Consider the following 22,196-nt stretch of genomic DNA (forward strand, 5'->3'; position numbering starts at 1 on the left):
ATTTGATAAGCTTGTTGCAGTCTTTATCAAGTTATCTTTGCTTATGATAAGTTCCTATAATAAGGTCGCCACAAAGATAGCAGCAGCCATTCTTCAGAGCTATCGTCAAGCTCCAAAAATTTTTTTTCCATTAACAATGTGGCTATCGAGTCGGCTGATAATTACGATCGCCATGTTGTTTATTGCTCCATTGCTGCCTGCGCCACCAAATGGCATTGCTGCTCAATTTGGTTGGGATGTTTTCCATGCTTGGGATAGTGGTTGGTATGAGCAGATAGCAAGCATTGGTTACCAATACTCCGATAATAAACAACTGCATTCAGTTGCATTTTTCCCATTATTTCCCTTAACGGCTCGTGCATTGATGACCTTTGGTTGCACGTTTCAAATAGCAGGAACATTGGTAAATAATTTGGCATTTTTAGCAGCCCTTATCGTACTGTACGGTTGGATAAACGAGCAGCATGGGGTGAGTGCAGCTAGGTGGACAACAGCGGTTTTGGCATGGTGTCCCCTGTCTTTATTTGGCACGGTCATTTATACTGAGGGGTTGTATCTTTTCTTAAGTACAGCTGCTTTAAGGGCTTTTGATAAACAACAATATGGTAAGACGGCTTTTTGGGGTGCTTTAGCCACCGCCACACGTCCTACAGGTGTAGCACTGTTACTCGCATTTGTGCTGGTGGCTGTGCTGGAACGCAGAGGTATGAAAGCTTTGATTGCTAGCTTAGCAACTGGTGGTGGTTTAGTTCTGTTTAGCTTGTATTGTCAAATAAAATATGGTGATGCATTGGCATTTTTCCACGCACAGAAAGCATGGCGTCCCACAATGGGGATCGATTGGATGAGTTGGTTGAAAATGCTCATGCAAATTGTTATCGGACCAATAAATTGGAAGTCCGGTTATATCAAAGACCCGTTGCATCCGTTAGTATTTCTGATAATTATTATTATTGGTTATTTCTTATGGCGTTTGGGCAAACAATTCAACCCTAACAAGGTCAGGTACGGTTTTGCTTTCCTTGGGCTAGTACTTTGGTTGCTAGCAGGCGATCCGTTAACCAATGTTGTCATGGTTTTTGGAGGGGCTTATCTACTATGGCTTCTGCGTGCTCAACTTAGCAGCATCACTGTTGTGTATGGTTTGTGTGCGATCGCTTTATTGTTAGCCTCTGGAGGTACAATTTCCTTAAATCGTTTGGCTTACGGCATTGTAGCAGTATCAGTAGCACTTGGCATACTGCTGAGTCACCATCCCCGTTGGGGATACACTACCATATGCTTATTCTCCATTCCACTTGCCAGCTTTTCGATACGCTTTGCTCAAGACCAGTGGGTAGCATAAAAATTAATAATGCAATATAAAGCACACTTTATCTTATATTCATAGAATTTTTAAATACAATATCCGGTTTTTAAATAAGATTTAATTATTAGTATAGAAGCTTACACTATTTATCGATGATGAAATGCTTAGATGGCAGCACAATAAATATACTGAGAAAAGCTAATTTATAAAAATTATATGATTTTCAGTATTTATACTGGAAACATATATATTTAATTAGAATATCAATGAAGTAACAGCTGTAATAAACTTGCGATCGCAAGTTTTACCTCAGACTATCTGTACTCTATACTTACTATAGAGATTCTATAGGTAAAAAGTACAGTCAAATAAACTCTCTCACCTTTTTTGAGCAGAGGTTAATAGCATTTGTATTAACCCGTTGGTTTTTTATAGCAACAAGAAACTATACTAAATCAATTTGCGTCTACCGATCCATCCACAGAAAAATAAGGTTGTTAAATAATTAACTTTTTTTTCTGGAAGGTAACAATATCTAGCAGTAGAATATACTGGACTATTAATAAAGAAAACACTTAGTACTATGAGATAAAATATGGTCTATATATACGTTCGCTTGTATCTTTACTTATAGTGATTTGCAATTCAATGAAGTACATCTGTAAGGGCACAATTGAAGAGTGCCCCTAAACCTTGTATGTGTATTCATGGCAATGAAAACTACTATATTTAGTAGTAGCACTTGACTGCAAATCCAAATAATTTAGGTTCTACTAAAACCTAGAAAATTTATCAGCTTAATATCTATATTTGTTGTTAAGTCTGTATCTGAGTTTTCAAGATGACCAAATATTTTGTGTCATCGAAATCTCTAAAAAATTGTGCTGTAACCTATCGTCAGAGCAGTAACTGATAATTCCACCAGTGAAGGAGTGCTTGAAGTGGAAGGCAATAAATCATATGTTTGGTCGCAAGGGATATTGATTGCATTAGTTGCCTTATGTGGTAGTTTTAGCCTTGGGTTGATGATACCTATCAACCCAAATGCTTCTAAAGCTGAAATTGGACAACCTGTAAATTTAAGAGAAATAGCTGCCAGTACGGGAACACAGCAACGCGTTGAGAAATTCAAGGCAGCAATGCTGACAACTTGGCAACAAGAGGCGAAAACAAAGGGGCTTTCCTACCTCGTACCACCACGCTTTCAAGGTGTCACTATTGAAAGCGCAAACACGATCGCAGGTGAGAAAGTTATTGCATTGACTTTTGATGATGGTCCTTGGCCCGAAGGAACAGTACAGATACTAGATATTCTTAAGAAAAATAATATAAAGGGTACATTTTTTGTCGTTGGACAAATGCTCAAAGCACACCCAGAACTAGGCAGGCAAATCGTAGCAGACGGTCACGTTATTGGCAATCACACATGGCATCACTGGTACCACTATTTTAATCCTCAGGCAGCAGCGTTTGAAATCGAGCGTACATCAGACTTGATTTATCAAACGACAGGTGTAAAAACAACTTTGTTTAGACCACCAGGCGGGATGTTGCACAACGGCTTAGTGAGTTACGCCCAAAATCAAAAATATACTGTGGTTATGTGGTCTGCTGACTCCGTAGATTACAGCCGTCCTGCTGTACCAAGGCTGGTAAAGAATGTTATGAGAGATTCCAAACCCGGTGGAATTGTCCTCATGCATGATGGTGGTGGGAATCGTACCAAAACAATACAAGCTTTACCAGAGATTATTAGTAACTTTAAAAAGCAGGGCTATCGTTTTGTGACTGTTCCAGAACTTCTAGAAATGGAAGATAATGGCATCAAGTTGGCATCTGCTAAAAAGGCAAAGAGCCAAAAAATTGGTAAGAAATAGCTATTAAGTTAATTGGTACAAATAAAGTTAACTGGTGAAGGTTGTCCTTGGTCATTTGTCATTTGTCATTAGGGACTTCCAAATAAAAAAATCTTCAAATATTCGTGTAGTGCGGGCTTCTAGAGCGCCACTTGTACGGGACGGGCGGGGACACCCGTACCACATTCTAGGAAAATTTATTTTTTGGAAATCCCTTAGCAAAGAACTAATGACCAAGGACAAATAACAAATGACAAATGACAGATATTCAAGAAACATTACTTGCTTTGCCAATGAGGCTATCTATTTGTTCAGCAACTTCGTTTTCTGTAGGTTCCCAATAACGAGTATGAGCACCAGCACCCAAGCAAAACTCGCGCCTCATACCAGATTCATCTTCTGAGACATAAGTAGGGTCAACGCATTTTCTAGACCATTGATACGAACACAGATCGGAACGCCACAGGTAGCGCCCAATGTAGTCGCCACTGTAAAAAGCGTTGACCCAAAGCTTGACTCCTAAATCTTTCGGGTTTGGTTTTTGATTCTCGTCAATATGAAGGGGGTTTTCCCACTCCCATTGAGTCATATCATTGTGGCGTGCCCACTCGTAAAGGTGAGGAAATGCTACACTGTAAAGCTGGCGTAAAGGACAGCCCATAGTGAAAAAGTACATGGGGATAGTGGGAGTAGCAGAAAACAAGGGACTAAGTTCCGGGTCGGACTCGGGCTTGCGCTTTAAGAACCGTAAGAGATCCGCAGTGATAATAGTTCCTTGACTGTGAGCAACAAATACTATGGAGTCATATCCTTTTCCATCCTGCGGGTCTGACCACTTACAAAGATAGCGTAGTAGAGAGACGTAGCGAGAATATATACGGGCGCTAGGATTGTCATCAAATGGGCGCTGGCGCAGATAACTATCAACATCAAGTAGGACATCAAGCAAACTCCGGAATCCGAGTGCTAGCTTGTCCAATCGACCCCTTAAAGCGATTAAACTCGTTGCAGAAGCAGCCAAAAATGTACCTAAGATTTCTAAGATTGCTTTGGTTAGTTCAGAATTTACTTCTGGGTACAGGATTGCACAAACACAACCTGCAGGAAACACAAATCCCATTGCTAACACGATTAGCAAGTCTATTGACCAAGACATCAGCTTGAAGCCATTTGTTAACCACTGACCAAGCTTCCGAGATAGTACTTTATCATTTGATTTAGGGGGTTGAACTTCAGTCCAAACAAGCGGGAGAAGTGACCAAACTGCTACTAGTACTACTCCTAAGATTAAAAAAAGTACGAGTATAAAGAATGGTGAAGCACTGAAAACAATTAGTTTATCGAGAAAATCATGACCTGAAATGGGAACTTGTTTGGGATTTAACCAGGGGATGATTGGCGTGTAGAAGTTCGTCTGCGGTAATAAGGAAGAACTGACTCGATCGAGGACTGTCCAAAAAGAAGTCGTGACAATAAAAAACAGGGCAGAGGGAATTCCAAGAGAAAGGCGGCTGAACCAGATTGCCCGTTGAGCCCGTTCTTGTTGTTCTTGTTGTTCTTGTTGTTTTTGTTGTTCTTGTTCTTTTTGCTCCTTCTGTTGAATTCCTCTGACAACTAATTGCCCAAGTAAAATTAAAAGGAAATAAAAGGAATTGAAGACAAACCAGCTTAATACTAGACCAATAAATATTAGCTCTACAACTCTAAAACTTGCCTGAGTAATTCCTTCGTGAGAATCTGGAGCAATAATCAAGAAGATAGTTGTTAGAACTGCAAGGGGTATACCCAAAATCAGTGCAATTTTAACTGCACCCGGAGAACGACACCCATATCGATTGATAAGGTAGGCTATGGGTATGGCTAGTAAGACACTCCATTCAAATGCGAGAAAACGATAGGATATTGATTGTGGCAGTAGGTGAAAAGGTCCTTTTAGCCAACCATATAAGATAACTGCCAATAACGTTACTATGGTTAAGATAGGTGTTGTTCTTGCCCAACTTCGCCAATTGATAGCAGATGTGTTTTCTGAGTTCTCTTCAGGTTTTTGCCACAGAAACCATCCGATGAACACTGCTATGGAAACAACAATACTGATAGCAACAATGAATGGTTGATATTGAATGGGAATATTTCCTGGAATAGAAATTAGTACAGCCAGTAGTAGATACAAATTAAGAATTGGAATAAACAGGGCAAGCATTCGCTGTGCCCATACAAACAGCCAGCTATAGGTTTGCCACATAAACCAGTTAAGACGATCTCGATGCCACCAAGGCACATTTTCGAGATTATGGGTTCTTTGATATTCAAGGCGTGCAAAGTCTATATTGTGGCGTCCAAGACTACCTAAGTGAAATAAAAGTTGATAAAATTCTCCAAAGATGCGGAGAAAACCAGTACCCAATCGAGATAAATCTGCCCAGTACATTTCATAGACATGCACATCAGTTTGATGTCCTTGTCCGAAGCAGGTGCTTTCCAATCTCACAGTCTCATAAACTGCGTCTTGATTTCTTACCTCATATTCGCGCAGTTGATCGGATATAAATCCATGACTGTAGTCGTCTAACTCGTCAAGAGCATAGCCTTCCAAGTCCTTCGTTTCTTTTGAAGCTAACTTCAGACCTTTTTGAATAAAGGGTCCTCTCTCGTCTAGAAAAAACTTCTTTTCTGATGTCAATTTCTGTTTGGTACTACCGTCAATCTTAACTGGGCTAACAGCAATATTTACCAATTTTTCGTAAAAGGGAGTATATTGAGTTTTGTTGCCCTTATTTTGATTGAGAGCTAGAAGAAGACAGGCGATCGCACGAGCAGAATCGTAGGGTTGCTGGTCTGAAACACCATGCACGGCAACGACCGCTACTTTACGTTTACTTAAGTTAGCAGTTGCTTCTACCATTGTAATAATTATTGATTTTTCTGATTTTAATTAAGTATAATTATAGGTAAATTTAATAATGCAATATAGTTTTTATTTATTAAAGGAAAGTTAAAATTGGAAAAATTAGGGCAATAGTATAGGGAAGCCATTTTCCCCTATTTGTCCTGACGAATACTCCCTTTCCCCGCTAAAATTACCGATTTTTGTAGGTAGGGCTAAAGCCCACCGTTGTCTATTAGTTAGCAATAAATCTTAAATAGTAAAATTGTTACAACAATCTCAGTATATTTTTGTAGAGTGGGCATTGCCTAATCCCGTCCTAATTCGTGTAGCTAGGATTGGGCATTAATATTTACTTCACAATAATCTACTTCTCTCTATCCCTAAAGAGTTATACGTTCAAGTTGAGAAAAAACCCAAGGCTCTATTTCATTCTCGTCAACAACATCAGCACCTAAATCTTTGTATGTCTTAGTAATTTGCCAATATGCGTTTTCATGTTGCTGGTAATTACTAGTTTCTTCTTTTGGCGGAAAGGCAACAATTGCAAGGGCAAAGTCAGATTTAGACCTCTTTACATCTGATATTAGTTAACTGTTGGTGGGCTTTAGCCCTACCTACAAAAATTTGTCGTTGGTGTTATGAGTGCTGCTAGTAGCGAGTGTCAAAAATCATTGGTGTTCGTTGGTGAAAAAAAACCCGGTTTTTCCACAAAACCGGGTTCTTAGTTGTGGTGGGCACTGCCCACCCTACTAAACTGAACTCAATTGTTTTTCTGTTTCAGCTTGAGGGTTTGCCTCGGGGCTGTCTGCCTCAGAAGGTGGAACTAACTGCCAAAATCTGGGTAGGAACTCTTGCCAATTTTCCAGAATTGTTTTTGCTTTGCGCGAACCGGTACGTTCGGCATGAGCTTTGATTAACTCTTGGAGTTGCTTCTCTCCTGCCGGAGTAATCACTCGCTGAAGTTTAACAATTTCCCGGTTGACTAACTCGGGGAACATACCATCTTCATCTAAGAAGTAGGCAAGCCCGCCCGTCATACCGGCTGCGACGTTGCGTCCTACTTTTCCAAGGACGACGATGGTACCACCAGTCATGTACTCGCAGCAGTGGTCGCCTGCTCCTTCAATCACGGCTGTCCCTTTGGAGTTACGCACGGCAAAGCGTTCTCCGGCCAAACCGTTGGCAAACAGAAATCCGCCGGTTGCACCGTAGAGACAGGTATTGCCAACAATCACATTTTGTGCTGGGTTATAGGTGGCTTCTGCTGGGGGTTTGATGATGATTTCACCACCATTCATTCCTTTGCCAACGTAGTCGTTAGCTTCTCCCTCCAATGTCAAAATCATACCGGGAAGATTGAAAGCACCAAAGCTTTGCCCAACACTGCCTTTGAAGTTGAGGTTGATTTGTCCTTCAAAACCACTATCACCGTACTGGGAAGCGATCGCACCCGCTAACCGCGCACCAACTGTCCTATCGGTGTTCGCGATCGCCATTGTTTTACTAACAGTAGACTGGTTTTGAATGGCTGAAATAATATCTGGATCGGCTAGCAATTGGTCATCCAAAACCACACCGTTGCTGTGGACTTCTTCATGCACCAGCCAACTGCGATTTTCTTTTGAATCCGGTAACTGAAGCAAGCAATTCAGGTTCAAAGATTGTGTTTTAGCAATCTCCACACCATCACGCACCTTCAACAAATCGGCACGTCCAACAATGTCTAACAAGGAACGGTAACCGAGTCTCGCTAGCAAACTGCGAACTTCTTCTGCGACAAAGTAGAAGAAATTGACAACGTGTTCTGGCGTACCGGGGAAGCGTTTCCGCAGTTCTTCTTTTTGGGAAGCGACACCTACAGGGCAGTTATTGGTGTGGCAGATTCTTGCCATGATACAGCCTTCAGCAATCATGGCGATGGAACCAAAACCAAATTCTTCCGCACCCATTAATGCGCCCATCAGCACATCCCAACCTGTCTTGATACCGCCATCCACACGCAAAATGACGCGATCGCGCAGGCTATTTTCCATTAACACGCGATGGACTTCCGTTAAACCGAGTTCCCAAGGTGAACCTGCGTGTTTAATCGAACTCAGGGGTGATGCCCCCGTACCGCCATCGTGACCGGAAACCTGAATGATATCAGCGTTTGCTTTTGCCACACCCGCAGCGATCGTACCGATCCCAACTTCTGCGACCAACTTTACTGAAACTTGAGCTGTCGGGTTAATTTGGTGCAGGTCAAAAATGAGCTGTACCAAGTCCTCAATTGAATAGATATCATGGTGCGGTGGTGGTGATATCAGGGTAACGCCTGGTTTGGAACGCCGCAACATTGCAATGTAGGGGCTGACCTTTTTCCCTGGAAGTTGTCCGCCTTCACCGGGCTTAGCACCTTGGGCAATTTTAATTTCAATTTGTTTGGCGCTCATCAAATACTCTGGCGTCACCCCAAAGCGTCCCGAGGCAACTTGCTTGATGGCACTAGAAGCTCTATCGCCGTTCCGCAATCCTTTCAAATGGTCTAGGGTTGGTGAGTGTCCAGATGGGTCAACATCATCTAAAACTTTGTAACGTACTGGGTCTTCGCCACCTTCTCCAGAGTTGGATTTACCGCCAAGTCGGTTCATGGCAATTGCTAGAGTTTCGTGTGCTTCCCGTGACAGTGCGCCTAGGGACATTCCACCAGTACAGAAACGCTTGACAATTTCGCTCACTGGCTCTACTTCCTCAAGGGGAATAGGGGCGCGATCGCTTTCAAAGTCGAGCAAGTCACGCAACGCCGTCAGCTTTCTGTCTTGCAAGTATTTCTTGTAAACTTCGTAGTGGTCGTATTTCTCAAGGTCGCGTAATTGGCACCTGGGCGGACATCCTCAACCGCGCTAACTTGGGTATGGAAGTGATGCACGAGCGCAACGCTCACAACTTCCCTCTCGACTTGGCTTCTGGCGAGGCTACTCCCGTTGCAATGAGCGCTCCTGCAATCAACGGTTAATTAATGTAAGGACGCGATATATCGCGTCTCCTTAAAATGGAAGCGTCCTCCAATGGGGGACGCTTTTTGTTTTGAACTGCGTGTTTTGAATTCTATGGTATAAATTGGCTCATCCTTTAGTTTCTAACCCACTTATGGGCACACTAACTGAAAGGCAATCTATAGGATGAAGCTTACCGATATGGAAACCACCGTCGATTCAATCATTGGAATTCCTGGGTATCAACTGGTTGAAAAAATATACTCTGGTTCCACAACGGTTATTTATCGTGCAGTGCGTGAGAGTGATGGGAAATCAGTCATTATCAAAATTCTTAATCAGTTAGAAGACAATGGAAAAATTAAGACTTGTCCCTTTGGAGAACTTGAAGTTTCAGAACAATTCATTGTCCCCGAACCACTTTACGAACGGGAAGTAGAAGTCAAAATGCTCCCAACCGTTCATTCATCAACGAAGCCGTTTATTTCCAGCGATCGCAATGTTTCTAATACCCTCGACCTCGCTACCATCTTAAAAGCTTCTCAGTCGATCTCAAGAGAAATTCATTTTAACAAGCTAATTTTTAATTTAATTCAAGTTCTGTTGCAAACTTCCGGAGCACAGAAGATTGCACTGACCTTACCAGAAGAAACTGATTGGGTAGTTGCTGCAGTCTCTACCATTGATGAAATACCAGTAGAAAAACCTATTTGCCTCGCTTCATCTTCCTTTCATAACAGTACTGAGATCCCCATACAGATTGTTGGTGCAGTCAAACAAACACTGCAACCTATCGCGATCGATGACATTACAAAAGAAACGACTTGGGCAGCAGATAATTACGTACTTAAGTATCTACCAAAAAGTGTTCTTTGTATACCCATTGTGAATCAAGGTAAACTCCTTGGTATTTTATACTTAGAAAATAATTTAGTGACTGGGGCATTTACAAGCGATCGCGTTGAAATGCTGAACCTTTTATGCGACCAAGCCGCAATTTCTCTAGAAAATGCCCGCCTTTATCGAGCATCTCAAGACTATGCTCAACAGTTGGAAGAAGCCCTCAGCTTGTCAGATGGAGAGCATCAAATCCTAGAAGCCATTGCTCAGGCAACTCCTCTACCAACCGTCCTAGAGAAGTTAGCCCTGCTGATTGAATCCCACTCAAAAAAGAAGGTGTACTGTTCTTTTCTTTTGATGGAAGACAATCGGCTTCGTCACGGTGCAGCACCTAGTTTGCCAAAGGAATACAATGCACAGATTGACGGTATTGAGATTGGCCCAATGGTTGGTTCCTGTGGAACAGCCTGCTATTACAAAGCCTCCGTCATGGTGGAAGACATTGCGAACGATCCGCTTTGGGCAAACTTCCAAATGGCATTGAAATACGGTTTGAAAGCGTGTTGGTCTACACCAATTTTGGCTGCAGACGGACGGGTGCTAGCAACCTTTGCTATGTATCATCCCTTTCCCTACAAACCAAACAAGCACGATCGCGAATTGTTGGCAAAAGCAACCTACCTGTCAAGGATTGCCATCGAACGGCATCAGGTAGAAGTTAGACTCAGACAGCAAGCAGAAGAATTAGAGCAAGCTTTCAAAGACCTGCAAAAAGTTCAACTTCAACTGGTGCAGAGTGAAAAAATGTCTGCTTTGGGGAATTTAGTTGCAGGTGTTGCCCACGAAATTAATAATCCAGCCGGTTTCTTAGCAGGCAATATTCAACCTGCCCTCGACTATATCAAAGATGTGTTTGCTTTACTCGATTTGTATCAGGAAGAATATCCCAATCCCAGTACAGTTATCCAAAATGAAATTGAAGCGATGGACTTAAAGTATGTGCGGGAAGACTTACCTAAGTTAATTGAGTCAATGAGAGAAGGAATAAATCGCATCAAAAATATTAGTACCAGTTTGAGAACATTTTCTCGTGCAGATAGCGACTATCCTCAGTATTTTAACCTTCATGAAGGGCTCGACAGCACAATCTTAATTCTCAAACACCGTCTGAAAGCAAATGAACAACATCCAGCCATTGAAGTTGTCAAAAACTACGGTGATATTCCCCTAATTGAATGTTTCCCCGGACAATTGAATCAGGTGTTTATGAATATCTTAGCTAATGCCGTAGATGCTTTAGAAGAATTCAATCAAGGACGTAGTTTTGCAGATATCAAAGCCAATCCCAACCGGATTACTATTCAGACCCGCTTAACCAAAGATCTCAAACATGTCGCCATCTACATTCAAGATAATGGTATTGGCATGACCGAACAAGTCAAACAGCATATTTTTGACCACTTATTTACTACTAAAGGTGTAAAAAAAGGGACAGGGTTGGGATTAGCGATCGCCCATCAAATTATAGTGGAGAAACACGGAGGTGCGATCCACGTAAAATCTGTACCGGGTGAGGGAAGTGAGTTTGAGATCCAAATTCCTATTGAAGCAGCGATCGTTAGATTTTAATGTCATCATAGTGATAGTAAAAAATTGGAGATAAAACTACGGTTTACGCACGCCCCCTAGCAAGATTAATTGAGCAGTTGCAACGCTTGCCCGGAGTGGGTCCAAAGACTGCCCAACGGTTGGCATTGCACATTATCAAAAGACCAGAAACAGAAGTAGAGGCTTTGGCACAAGCCCTCATGGAAGCAAAAAAACAGGTGGGTTTGTGTTCTGTTTGCTTTCACCTATCTGCTGAACCTGTTTGTGAAATCTGTCGCAATCCAAACCGGGATAACACCACTGTCTGTGTGGTAGCAGACCCTCGCGATGTGATTGCCTTAGAAAAAACACGTGAATACAAAGGAAAGTACCATGTTTTGGGTGGAGTCATTTCCCCAATCGATGGCATTGGGCCAGAACAGCTGACTATCCAAGCTTTGGTACGACGGGTGAGTCAGCAAAAACCTCATGAAGTCATTCTGGCAATAAGTCCAAGTGTCGAAGGTGAGACAACGACATTGTATGTCGGTCAACTCCTGAGACCATTTACAAAGGTCACGCGGATTGCCTTCGGTTTACCTGTAGGTGGAGATTTAGAGTACGCCGACGAAGTCACTTTGGCAAGGGCATTGGAAGGACGACGTGAGTTAGATTAGTTGTCATTGGTCGCTGATTTTAGAACCTGTTGTGCCGCAAACTGACCGCTGCGAATTGCTCCCTCCATATAACCGCGATACTCCACAGGCGCAGTATGCTCGCCCGCAAAGAAGATCCGACCGGCAGGCTGCGTCAGATGTGGGTTAAAGCGATGCAAATCCCCCGGTCCAAAGTAGCAGTAGGCTCCTTGTGCCCATTCATCAGCACTCCAATCATAGGAACGAGAAGTTATAATCTCAGGTGCATCAGGATACATAGCACGCACTGTTCCTACTGCATGCTCAACTGCATCCTCAGATAGTTCTATACTTGGACTACCCCCACTGAAACAGGAAAGAATTTTTTCTGTTCCTGTCTGTGCATAGCTGGGCTCCCAAATCACCTGGTACTTACCCTCAATTAACACTAGCCCAAAATTAGGTCTCGACCAAAAACGATGTGGGTATTGCAGTAGCGTCTTCACCAAACTACCATAAGGCAAATGAGCAATTGCCTCTCGCTGTGAGTCAGTCAGAGGGGCAATTATGGGAATATGGCGCAACACGCTCCACGGAATTGCTACAATTATATTGTGAGCCGTAACCTTAACTAAACCGTAGGATGTCTCAATATTAACGCTAACGAAGCTATCTTCTTGCTCAATACGGCGCACGGGAGTACTGGTGTGAACTCGTTCTCCTAAATAGTTAGCTAGAGCATCAACTAGACGCGAACTCCCACCACGGACGCGCATATTGTATCCATTGCTGCTAGCTGCACTATAGTAGGCGAAGAAGCCCGCGCCCATCAACTCTGGCTCAACTGTATAAAGCGATCGCGACAACAAACGGGCAATCCAGGCGGCAAAGGGCGGTATTCGGCTTGCTTCCAACCACTGATTGAGGTTTTGTTGTGGATCTTCTTGATTGTCCACCAGGGTTTGGAGCTTTGCGTACAATTCGCCCAAGGCATCCTGTTGTTCTACACTCAGCAACTCCCGGTTTTTGAGTGTTCTATCAATATACCAATACAGGTCATCGGGTAATCGGCAGGCAAAATCAAGTTGAAGACCGAACTCTTGTGCATAGGTCATGAAAGCAGTATGGTTATCGTCAACGAACTCAGCACCTAAATCACCATACTGTCCCGCGCCAAGTTGCACGGTGTGGACGCGACCCCCCAGACGCTCTTGTGCCTCAAACACTTGGACGTCCCTACCTGCGCGTACCAACTCGTAAGCTGCACTGAGCCCCGCTAGTCCTGCGCCAACGACAATAGTTTGATATGGCATTGTTTACTTGAAACCTGTGACGCTTTTTTGACAAGACGCGATGGAGAATTGCTGACTATATAATGATACCACTCCTACGGGTGAATTCCTTCGTTCAGCATATCGATAAAAAAGGTACAACCCGCCATTAGTCAGAGGAAAGGGAATTTTTAGCTCTCTATGATCGTTTTATGAGAGTGAAAAGCGCAAAATTCAGAGACGGGTGACACTTACTACGATAGCAAGTGGTAGTTTAAGACCTATCAGGAGGAAAGATGCAACACGACTAGTCGATCGGGCAGAGACAACCAACCGAAGCGCCCATCCCAGTAAAACTCTTTTATTTTGACAGCACAAAGGAGCGTGGCACCATGCGATTTAAAGACAGAATAGCGGCTGGTCAATTTTTGGCTCAGGAGTTGGCTGCATATGCTAACCGTCCGGATACCTTGGTGTTAGGGCTTCCACGTGGTGGTGTACCTGTCGCTTTTGAAATCGCCAAAGCCCTAAATGCTCCCTTGGATGTTTTTGTAGTACGCAAACTTGGCGTACCAGAGCAAAGAGAGCTTGCAATGGGAGCGATCGCTTCAGGAGGCGTACAGGTACTAAATGAAGATATTGTGCAATCGTTTTGTATCTCCGAGGCAGATATAAACCAGGTAGCGGCGTTAGAAAAGCAGGAATTAGAGCGACGGGAACGTCTTTATCGCGGCGATCGTCCTTATCTAGTACTGCATCAACGTATTGTGATTTTGGTAGATGATGGTCTAGCGACAGGTGCCACTATGCGTGCAGCTGTAATGGCGTTGCAAAAATATGAGCCTGCCAAAACAATTATTGCTGTGCCTGTTGCTGCACCTGAAAACTGCGACGAATTTAAATCCAAAGTCGATGAAATTATCTGTGGAGTCACTCCAAATCCCTTCTACAGCGTTGGTTTGTGGTACGAAAATTTTCCACAAACCACAGATGAAGAAGTTTACGACCTACTAGAGAAGGCTGCAAATAGACAAGACAAAGTCACAGTAGGCGCGTCTTAAAAAGTCAAAAGTCAAAAGTCAAAAGTAATGATTTAGGACTTATGACCAATGACTCATAACTAATAACTACTAACTAAACTATGAAAGTACCACCAGAGATTACCTATCGCGACGTAGATAAAACAGTTGCCCTAGAGAACTTAGTCAACGAAAAAGTTGCCAAGCTAGAGCAAGTTTGCAATCACATTAGTAGCTGTCATATTGCCATTGAAAAAATTCACGATCGCCCGCGCAATGGTTCTCCTTACAGAGTGCGGATTGATATGACTGTACCACCAGGTCATGAACTAGTGGCAGAAAGCAATCCTACAGATGAAAACCAGTATGCACCCGTAGAAGCAGTGATTCGGGATGCATTTAAGGCGGCTGTGACTCAGTTGAAAAAACTTAACGAGCGCCAGCAAGAGAGTGATAAATCCCAAACTCACAATGACGCAGACGAAACAACAGCAATTGTAACCAAACTATTTCGTGATGGTGGCTATGGCTTTATAAGAGCCTTAGACGGTCAAGAAATTTACTTCCACCGCAACAGCGTTATTCATGATGACTTTGACCGTATAGAAATTGGTACGGGTGTCCGTTTCTCTATGGTTATGGGTGAAGAAGGACCCCAAGCTTCTACAGTACAAATTGTAGACAAGCCTGGTGCAAATGCTGGTAAATCCGATCGAGCCCTAATTGAACCACCATTAGGATATTAGGCTGGAAGTAGTTAATTTGTGATTGCTACTCCTTTTTCGCTCTAAAATTACCGATTTTTGTAGGGTGGGCAGTGCCCACCGTTGTAATTTTTGTAGGTAAATCTATGCCGCACATTCGCTGTTAGACATCAAATTCAACTAGGTAAGAGTTGTGTGCTGAATTCAATTTTTACCATGATGCTTGACAAAGTACATGACCTCGTCTACTTTCTCTATCATTTAAATTTTTGACACTCAGTACAGGCTTAATTTGGGTTTATATGGATAAGTTTGTCTCTATTAAACAACTTTCTGCTGAATTAATGTAGATGAGTGAAAAACTCTAACCTTGATTATCACTAACAGGTAACGCCCCTGGTTTGATAGTCAAATTGAGAGTTTGTTCGTTCCGCCGAATTTCTAATTGTAGATTGCTACCAACAGATGTATTTTCTACCGTTTGTTGTAGTTTGTCAGCTTGATTCATAGGCTCGTTGTTAACCTTGACAATCACATCCCCCGCACGAATTCCCCCTTTTGCAGCAGGTGATTCAGGTACAACCTTGACTACCAATACACCTTGAGATTCATAAACACTAATGGGAGCATTGGGATTGTTATTAATTTGTTGCTTGAGTTCTGGTGTTAGAGTCACCATTTGAACTCCCAAATAAGCATGTTCAACTTTACCCTTAGCAATTAATTGCTTGGCAACATTACTAGCTGTATTGATTGGAATTGCAAAGCCCAAACCTTGAGCATTTTGAATAATAGCAGTATTCATACCAATGACTTGACCCTGAGCATTTAGCAATGGTCCGCCAGAGTTACCGGGATTAATAGCCGCATCAGTCTGAATAAAGTTAACTCGTTCGGTAGGTACTCCCACTTGAGAACTAGAACGACCTGTTCCGCTAATAATACCTTCAGTAACTGTATTATCCAAACCTAAGGGGTTACCGATAGCGATCGCCCATTCCCCCGGTTTGAGTTGGTCAGAATTACCCAAAGATATTGTTGGTAAGCGATCGGCTTTAATTTTGACAACTGCAACATCTGTCACCGCATCGGTACCCATAACTTGACCTTTGAAAGTGCGCCCATCCTTAAGGGTAACTGTTACCGTATCTGCTCCATTGACCACATGAGCGTTGGTCAATATTTCACCATTAGAATTAATAATAAAACCAGATCCAACTCCTCGGACAACTTCTTTAGATGGGGGTGCAGGCGATTCAGAGCCGAAAAATTGTTGGAAAAATGGGTCATCAAAAATTTCAGATGTCGGATGCGTTACCGTATGAGTGGAATCAATCCGCACTACTGCAGGTCCGACGCGCTCGACAACTGCTGTAATAAAGTTAGAACTACGAGCTGCTGCTAAGTCAGCAGGAGCTTGAGTCAAAGCTAGCACAGCTTGGGGTGGTTGCAGTAAGTGCATACCTGAAACTGCGATTCCTGTTCCTGCAAGAACCAATCCTAAACCCAAATAAATTGTTGGTTGTTTGAACTTATATCGTTTCACACTTTTATCAGTTGATGAATGGAAGTTTGGCTGAAAGTTCTCTTGAAAATTCTGCTTTGAAGTTTTCATAACCTGAAATTCTCTCGATTCTGGCTAGCTCTGTCCTATAAATCTGCATCTTCAAGAGTAAGAAGCAATTGTAAAGAACTTGGAAAGATTTATGGAGATTTGGAAACAGAATCGATTTTATCTTGGTCTTTATAGACACCTTCAATCTTGTCCATTTCATCAAGCAAAAATGTAGCTAGATGACTGTATTCTTGAGCTGACGAAGCCATCTCAACACGCTCAATCAAGGTATCAAACTTCTGCGTTTGAGAAGTTCCACTATGAACCAAAACAGATGGACGAATTCTATACCAAGTAGAACGCATATTATCAGCTGTTTTGTGCAGCCAAGCTCTATTTCCTGTGGGTGCCCAAATTTCCAACTCATGTCCGTAGTAATGAAGTAGTGTTACCTCAACGGGTACTTTTTGCTGAAACTGCACAGCCATGTTAGCAGCTATTAGCATGACTTGATTGGCATTATGCATTGCAGCTAAGCCATTTTTAGCACTCACAGTAGCTTTAAGGATTGCAATTTTGGAATTTAACCTTGAAATTAGTATTTTTTCGCCTTTGACTTCAGTGTTCAAATCCTTTACTGCACATTCCAACAAAGATAAATTCTTTGTAGCATTTTTCCAATCATTTGCCTTAGCTGTGTTATAAATCGTTTTACTGTATTGACCTACCTTGGTTAAGGAAACAGGAAGAGGGCGGCTGTTGACCATAGAGTTGACATCCCTTACTAGATATGGCTTGTCTGGCACGTCATTGAGATGGCGAGTGCTGACTATGTTTTGAGTATTTAAAAAACTATTGTCATGCTGGGGCATAATGGCAACAGGTTGTGGAGATTTGCTGATATCTGTTGTTTTTAATAACTCAGTTATGCCCAAACCAACAAACAATGAGGCTGTGAGAAGAGTTTTGATTGAATTACTCATAGTTATAAATCTTTAGGGAAAAACTCCACATTACACAAAATTTGTCAAGAACTTGGGAAGATTGAGTGTAGAGTGGCGAATTTTAACCAAAGCCATTACTCTAAAAAAACTTGACATATACCAATAAATCTTTCCAAGTTCTTCACTTTTACCCAATAGATTAAACAATCAAGAAAACAAAACTAGATAAAGGAGAAGTTTTGAAAACTATGACAAGTGCATCCAGAACTATTCTTACTCTAGGTTTAATGAGTTTTTTGAGTTTTGGTGTAATGTCCCAGGCTACCTTTGCTGTATCATCTCAAATCTCAAATCAAAAAAAGACTCAATCTAGTACAGCGGTAAAGACTACCCACAATACTACACAACATCCGTTGAATACAAAGCAACCTCAACAAAATACTAAGAAATCTTCAAGTAATCTACAATCTCACAAGCCCGCCGCCAACCAAGTACCTGTTAAAGGAGTATCATCTACTAATGTAACAACACCAACTCATCCTAAGAAATAAACTTAGTTTTATAAGAAACAATAACTTGATTTCATGACCGCGTTTTCTTCCTCTTGCTAGAGAAGTTACTATCTAACAATAGAACCTCTCATACCACATCTTGTTCTGGTTGGGTTTCTTCTATTGCTCTCTTCCGGCAAAAATATTACCTAAAAACGTAGGTAGGGCTATGCCTCACGTTGCCTGCTGTATGGCATAGCCCCCTACAAAAGTCGGTAATTTTATAGCGGAAACGGAGTGATGAAACCCAACTTTTTTATTGTAATTAAAATGAAAGCAAAAAAAATCTTTGTTTCATGGCACTTCATATCATTAACATTATTTACTATAGTTGTTGGTCTATTTCAATATCTAATGTTAAATGATAAGTATGATGATACTATTAATACTCTTAGTAAACTAGCATTGCAACTGAATACGAAACACTATCAATTATCACAAAAATCTTTTAATAATAGGTTTAATTCAACACAAGTAACAAATTTAAATTCACAGATAAAAGCCAAAAATGTTACACTTACAGTAGCACCGCAATTTGCTGGTTCTATTATTTATCGGGCAAAACTTCCAAAGGATGAGAAATACATCGCTCTGACCTTTGATGATGGTCCTTGGTCACATTCTACTGACGAGATACTCAATATCCTTCACCAGAATGATATCAAGGCAACTTTTTTTATGATAGGAGAAAATATTAAGCAATATCCAAAACTAGCAGCACGGATTGTAGCTGAAGATCATGCTATCGGAAATCATACTTGGCATCATTGGTATCGTTCTCTCAATAATCAAACAGCAGCAGCCGAAATAGAGAATACCAGCAATTTAATTTATCAAATTACTGGTACTAGAACAACATTGTTTCGTCCACCGGGCGGAATACTCAAGAATGGTCCTGCGGCTTACGCTAAAAAGCAAAATTACACTATTATTATGTGGTCTGATGACTCCCAGGATTACACCCGTCCTTCTGTAAAAACTTTGGTCAATAGAGTGCTAAAACAGTCAAAACCCGGTGGTATTATACTCATGCACGATGGTGGTGGAAATCGCACAAGAACTGTAGCTGCTTTACCACAAATTATTAGTCAATTAAAGCAGAAAGGTTATAAATTTGTCACTATTTTAGAACTTCTGCAAATACAAAGCAAGGAACAGAACTTGCAAGCTTTTAGGCTGCGCTAGTTGGAAGACGAACTGTAAAACAGCTACCAACACCCAACTGACTGGTAACAGCGATTGAGCCTCCATGACTTTGGACAATAGCTTGAGCAATAGGTAATCCCAATCCCGCACCCCCAGAATGATATGAACGGGATAAATCTGCTCGCCAAAACCGCTCAAAAATCTTTTCAAGGTTCTCAGGTGCAATTCCCACACCTGTATCCTGTATTTTCACCAATAGATGAAAACTTATACGGCTAGCTTTAATTTCAATTTTGCCACCATAAGGTGTATAGTACAGTGCATTTTGAACTAAATTAGTAAAAAGTCGCGTTAGTTGTGTGGCATCACCTATGGAGTACAAGTCTTTACCTATTTCATATTGTAAATCAATTTGTTTAGCCTCTGCTTGAGGTTTGTATTGCAGTACTAAGTTCTCTAAAATTTCAGCTAGATCGACCGTATCCCATTTTTGGTTGGGTATTTTGTCAGTACGTGCTAAAAATAATAAATCTTCTGTGAGACGAGACATTTGTTGAGTAGCACTAACAATGGCTTGGAATTTTTCTACATCTGCTTCTCGCATACCTTCTGGGTACTTAAGTGCTACTTTAGCATTAGTGTTGATTGCCATTAAAGGACTGCGGAGTTCATGGGAAGCATCAACAGTAAATTGTTTTAGTCGTTGAAAACTGTCTTCAATTGGTTGCATTGCTTGACGAGTTAACAAAATTCCACCTACGCCACTTAAAAGAATTGCAATTAGAATTCCTCCGCTTAATCCCCAATCTAATTTATTTAAAGTTGCATTAAAGTCATTTAGGGACTGACTTGCTCTTACATACCCTATTAACTTTCTATCATCACTGCCAATAATCGGCAAAGTCACCGCTTGAATGGGATTTTTTTGTTTTTGAATTTGTATAGTGCGATCGCGGGAAAGAGGTAAATTAAGAACATCACTTCCCTGCTGAGCAATTAAATTTCCTTGTGTATCAAACCACTGTAAGGCTTGGTGCCGAGCAGTAATATTGAGAATAGAAAATGAATTTTCTATTCTCACATTACCATTTTCAAATCTAGCATTAGCAGCAGATCCTTCTCCTAAATCAATGAGTTTATCTGTTAATTCCTGAGTCAAACTGTGAATAAAAAAAATACGTACTGCTAAAGCAAAAACTCCCAATATTAATGTCAAAACAACTAAATAAGATAATAATAAACGATACCTTATTTTCCGAAACATAGGTATTTGGTAATTACTAGTCATTGCTTAAACGGTAACCAATTCCATATATAGTTTCAATTAATTTTTCTGAACCTCCTGCATCTTTAAGTTTTTTTCGCAAATTTTTTATATGAGTTTTTACTGTATCTTCTCCGGAAGATTTGTCAAAATCCCACAATTTGTTTAAAAGAACTGAACGAGTTAGAACTTGAGAGGAATTTCTCATAAAACATTCTAATATCATATATTCTTTAGGTGTTAGTGATACTAGGTTACCTTGATATGTGACATGGCAACTACTGGGATCGAGTTGTAAATGACCGTGAACAAGTATTGGTTGACGAGTCTCTGGAATTCTCCGAAATAAAGCTCTAATTCGAGCTGCTAATTCTTCTAATTCAAAGGGCTTAACTAAATAATCATCAGCCCCGGCATCTAGCCCAATAACTTTATCTGCAGTTGTATCTCGTGCTGTCATCATTAAGATGAGAGCATTGCATTTCTCAGCACGTAAACGCTTACACAAACTAATTCCATCTAGTTTAGGTAACATCAAATCCAATAAAATTAGGTCGTATTGAGCAGATTGCGTATATTCCCATCCCTCAATTCCATCACGGGCTACATCTACAACGTAGTATTGATGCTTTAAATCTTCTGCAACGGGTTTGGCAATGCGATCGTCATCTTCTACTATTAAAATTCTCATATAGGATTCCTACTTGAAGAAAGAGATTACACATAAATAATCAGTTTATACTTACTTCAACTAGGAAGCTAGAGTGTCAGTCGAAAACTACTATCTCAAAAGTACGTAATACAGTGAGGAACAGAGACCTAGCCAAATCAATTAGTGATACTGCATGGACTTTTTCCGGCAATGGTTGAGTATTTGAGGCCAGTCTTTAGTGTTGCCACCGTTCCACTACCCTCACACATTATCTTATAGGTTTTTTTGAAAAATTATTGCTCTCTTCAGTTTGGTTGGTCAAGTTTTACACTGTGTTTTATACGTTGTCTACCATATGGTTGCGCTTACTACCTTTGCGCTCTAACATTACCGATTTTTATAGCCAGGGCTATGCCGCAGTACAGCTTAATAAGAAACACTCCCTTACCAGTTGGGGAGTGATTCAAATTGAAAATATAGGGGTATGATAAGGACAATATGACTTAATAATCGAGTGACCCCTATGTAAAACGATAGGGGTTATTTATTTGGAATGAGATATCCCAGGTAAGCTGCAAGCGACCATTCGGCTACCTTAAGAAAAGTCTCCTTAGCGAACTGGTCTATCATGGACAATCCCAATAACCCTACTAATGCAACGATAGCGAGAAAACCAAAAATCAAATCTTTGCTTGTTGATGACATAAAGTGTCAATATTTAGTTACAACAAGCCGATTATAAATATATCACTAATTGAATTAAATCGGTAGTTTTAACCTGCAAAAGGTAGTGTAAATATCCAAGATTTAATATTCTGCCTACGATCCATAAGTATGATGACTTAAGCTAGTTGTAAATTTTATAACAAACTATTTCTTTTGCTTAAACTATTTAATTTTTTCACATAAATAGTAATACACATAGGTTAAATTCTATGAATAAAGCACCTTCTCAATAAAGGGAAGCTGGGCAGTGTCCACCCTATGAATTCATG

The 22,196-nt window shown here is 41.1% G+C and carries 15 protein-coding genes and 3 pseudogenes; 10 read left to right on the plus strand and 8 right to left on the minus strand.

Annotated elements, in window-relative coordinates; translation table 11 throughout:
- The first annotated feature begins 136 nt into the window (after nucleotides 1-136).
- Together ACYRY3_RS36555 and ACYRY3_RS36560 are read left to right on the plus strand one after the other, a co-directional pair.
- The gene (locus tag ACYRY3_RS36555; protein WP_460206655.1) at nucleotides 137-1,345 is read left to right on the plus strand and encodes a mannosyltransferase family protein; all 1,209 of its coding nucleotides are present in this window, start codon (nucleotides 137-139) and stop codon (nucleotides 1,343-1,345) included.
- A 905-nt stretch (nucleotides 1,346-2,250) separates the two neighbouring features.
- Complete coding sequence (locus ACYRY3_RS36560) at nucleotides 2,251-3,186, plus strand: polysaccharide deacetylase family protein (RefSeq protein WP_460206617.1); 936 nt, start codon at nucleotides 2,251-2,253, stop codon at nucleotides 3,184-3,186.
- A 247-nt stretch (nucleotides 3,187-3,433) separates the two neighbouring features.
- Here the strand turns inward: ACYRY3_RS36560 and ACYRY3_RS36565 are convergent, their stop codons facing one another.
- Together ACYRY3_RS36565 and ACYRY3_RS36570 are read right to left on the minus strand one after the other, a co-directional pair.
- Complete coding sequence (locus ACYRY3_RS36565) at nucleotides 3,434-6,070, minus strand: hypothetical protein (protein WP_460206618.1); 2,637 nt, start codon at nucleotides 6,068-6,070, stop codon at nucleotides 3,434-3,436.
- A 734-nt stretch (nucleotides 6,071-6,804) separates the two neighbouring features.
- Nucleotides 6,805-8,904: pseudogene (locus tag ACYRY3_RS36570) on the minus strand (glutamate synthase-related protein); the annotation flags it as partial.
- On the opposite strand from ACYRY3_RS36570, the pseudogene ACYRY3_RS36575 reads away from it, so the two are divergent.
- From ACYRY3_RS36575 to recR, 4 genes and pseudogenes are all read left to right on the plus strand, one after another.
- Nucleotides 8,895-9,053, plus strand: a pseudogene (locus tag ACYRY3_RS36575) (photosystem II q(b) protein); the annotation flags it as partial. The pseudogenes ACYRY3_RS36570 and ACYRY3_RS36575 overlap by 10 nt on opposite strands.
- Before the next feature lie 427 nt (nucleotides 9,054-9,480).
- Nucleotides 9,481-10,029 (plus strand): annotated as a pseudogene (locus tag ACYRY3_RS36580) (GAF domain-containing protein); the annotation flags it as partial.
- A 180-nt stretch (nucleotides 10,030-10,209) separates the two neighbouring features.
- Nucleotides 10,210-11,502: a GAF domain-containing sensor histidine kinase gene (locus tag ACYRY3_RS36585; protein WP_460206656.1), complete on the plus strand. Its 1,293-nt coding sequence runs from the start codon at nucleotides 10,210-10,212 to the stop codon at nucleotides 11,500-11,502.
- Nucleotides 11,503-11,579: 77 nt separating this feature from the next.
- Nucleotides 11,580-12,137, plus strand: a complete 558-nt coding sequence (gene recR / locus ACYRY3_RS36590; RefSeq protein ID WP_460206619.1) for a recombination mediator RecR — start codon at nucleotides 11,580-11,582, stop codon at nucleotides 12,135-12,137.
- On the opposite strand, the gene ACYRY3_RS36595 is transcribed toward recR, so the two are convergent.
- Complete coding sequence (locus ACYRY3_RS36595; protein WP_460206620.1) at nucleotides 12,134-13,408, minus strand: flavin monoamine oxidase family protein; 1,275 nt, start codon at nucleotides 13,406-13,408, stop codon at nucleotides 12,134-12,136. The genes recR and ACYRY3_RS36595 overlap by 4 nt on opposite strands.
- A gap of 350 nt (nucleotides 13,409-13,758) precedes the next feature.
- On the opposite strand from ACYRY3_RS36595, the gene ACYRY3_RS36600 reads away from it, so the two are divergent.
- Together ACYRY3_RS36600 and ACYRY3_RS36605 are read left to right on the plus strand one after the other, a co-directional pair.
- Nucleotides 13,759-14,427 (plus strand): phosphoribosyltransferase, encoded by a 669-nt coding sequence (locus ACYRY3_RS36600; protein ID WP_460206621.1) that lies wholly within the window; start codon nucleotides 13,759-13,761, stop codon nucleotides 14,425-14,427.
- A gap of 80 nt (nucleotides 14,428-14,507) precedes the next feature.
- Nucleotides 14,508-15,131, plus strand: a complete 624-nt coding sequence (locus ACYRY3_RS36605) for an HPF/RaiA family ribosome-associated protein (protein ID WP_460206622.1) — start codon at nucleotides 14,508-14,510, stop codon at nucleotides 15,129-15,131.
- A gap of 322 nt (nucleotides 15,132-15,453) precedes the next feature.
- Here the strand turns inward: ACYRY3_RS36605 and ACYRY3_RS36610 are convergent, their stop codons facing one another.
- Nucleotides 15,454-16,704 carry an HhoA/HhoB/HtrA family serine endopeptidase gene (locus ACYRY3_RS36610; protein WP_460206623.1) on the minus strand — a complete coding sequence of 417 codons (1,251 nt, stop codon included), beginning with the start codon at nucleotides 16,702-16,704 and terminating at the stop codon, nucleotides 15,454-15,456.
- Between the two features lie 89 nt (nucleotides 16,705-16,793).
- Nucleotides 16,794-17,627, minus strand: coding sequence for a hypothetical protein (locus tag ACYRY3_RS36615; RefSeq protein ID WP_460206624.1), 834 nt, complete (start codon nucleotides 17,625-17,627; stop codon nucleotides 16,794-16,796).
- A gap of 209 nt (nucleotides 17,628-17,836) precedes the next feature.
- On the opposite strand from ACYRY3_RS36615, the gene ACYRY3_RS36620 reads away from it, so the two are divergent.
- Both ACYRY3_RS36620 and ACYRY3_RS36625 read left to right on the plus strand, forming a co-directional pair.
- Nucleotides 17,837-18,139 carry a hypothetical protein gene (locus ACYRY3_RS36620; protein ID WP_460206625.1) on the plus strand — a complete coding sequence of 101 codons (303 nt, stop codon included), beginning with the start codon at nucleotides 17,837-17,839 and terminating at the stop codon, nucleotides 18,137-18,139.
- 240 nt (nucleotides 18,140-18,379) lie between these two features.
- Nucleotides 18,380-19,324, plus strand: a complete 945-nt coding sequence (locus tag ACYRY3_RS36625) for a polysaccharide deacetylase family protein (RefSeq protein WP_460206626.1) — start codon at nucleotides 18,380-18,382, stop codon at nucleotides 19,322-19,324.
- Here the strand turns inward: ACYRY3_RS36625 and ACYRY3_RS36630 are convergent.
- The 3 genes from ACYRY3_RS36630 to ACYRY3_RS36640 all read right to left on the minus strand — a co-directional run bounded on the left by ACYRY3_RS36630 (nucleotide 19,311) and on the right by ACYRY3_RS36640 (nucleotide 21,906).
- Nucleotides 19,311-20,549: a sensor histidine kinase gene (locus tag ACYRY3_RS36630; RefSeq protein WP_460206627.1), complete on the minus strand. Its 1,239-nt coding sequence runs from the start codon at nucleotides 20,547-20,549 to the stop codon at nucleotides 19,311-19,313. The genes ACYRY3_RS36625 and ACYRY3_RS36630 overlap by 14 nt on opposite strands.
- Nucleotides 20,550-20,565: 16 nt before the next feature.
- Complete coding sequence (locus ACYRY3_RS36635) at nucleotides 20,566-21,240, minus strand: response regulator transcription factor (protein WP_460206629.1); 675 nt, start codon at nucleotides 21,238-21,240, stop codon at nucleotides 20,566-20,568.
- Between the two features lie 501 nt (nucleotides 21,241-21,741).
- Nucleotides 21,742-21,906 carry a hypothetical protein gene (locus ACYRY3_RS36640; protein WP_460206630.1) on the minus strand — a complete coding sequence of 55 codons (165 nt, stop codon included), beginning with the start codon at nucleotides 21,904-21,906 and terminating at the stop codon, nucleotides 21,742-21,744.
- Between the last annotated feature and the right edge of the window lie 290 nt (nucleotides 21,907-22,196).

This window comes from Scytonema sp. NUACC21 (genome assembly GCF_054684315.1).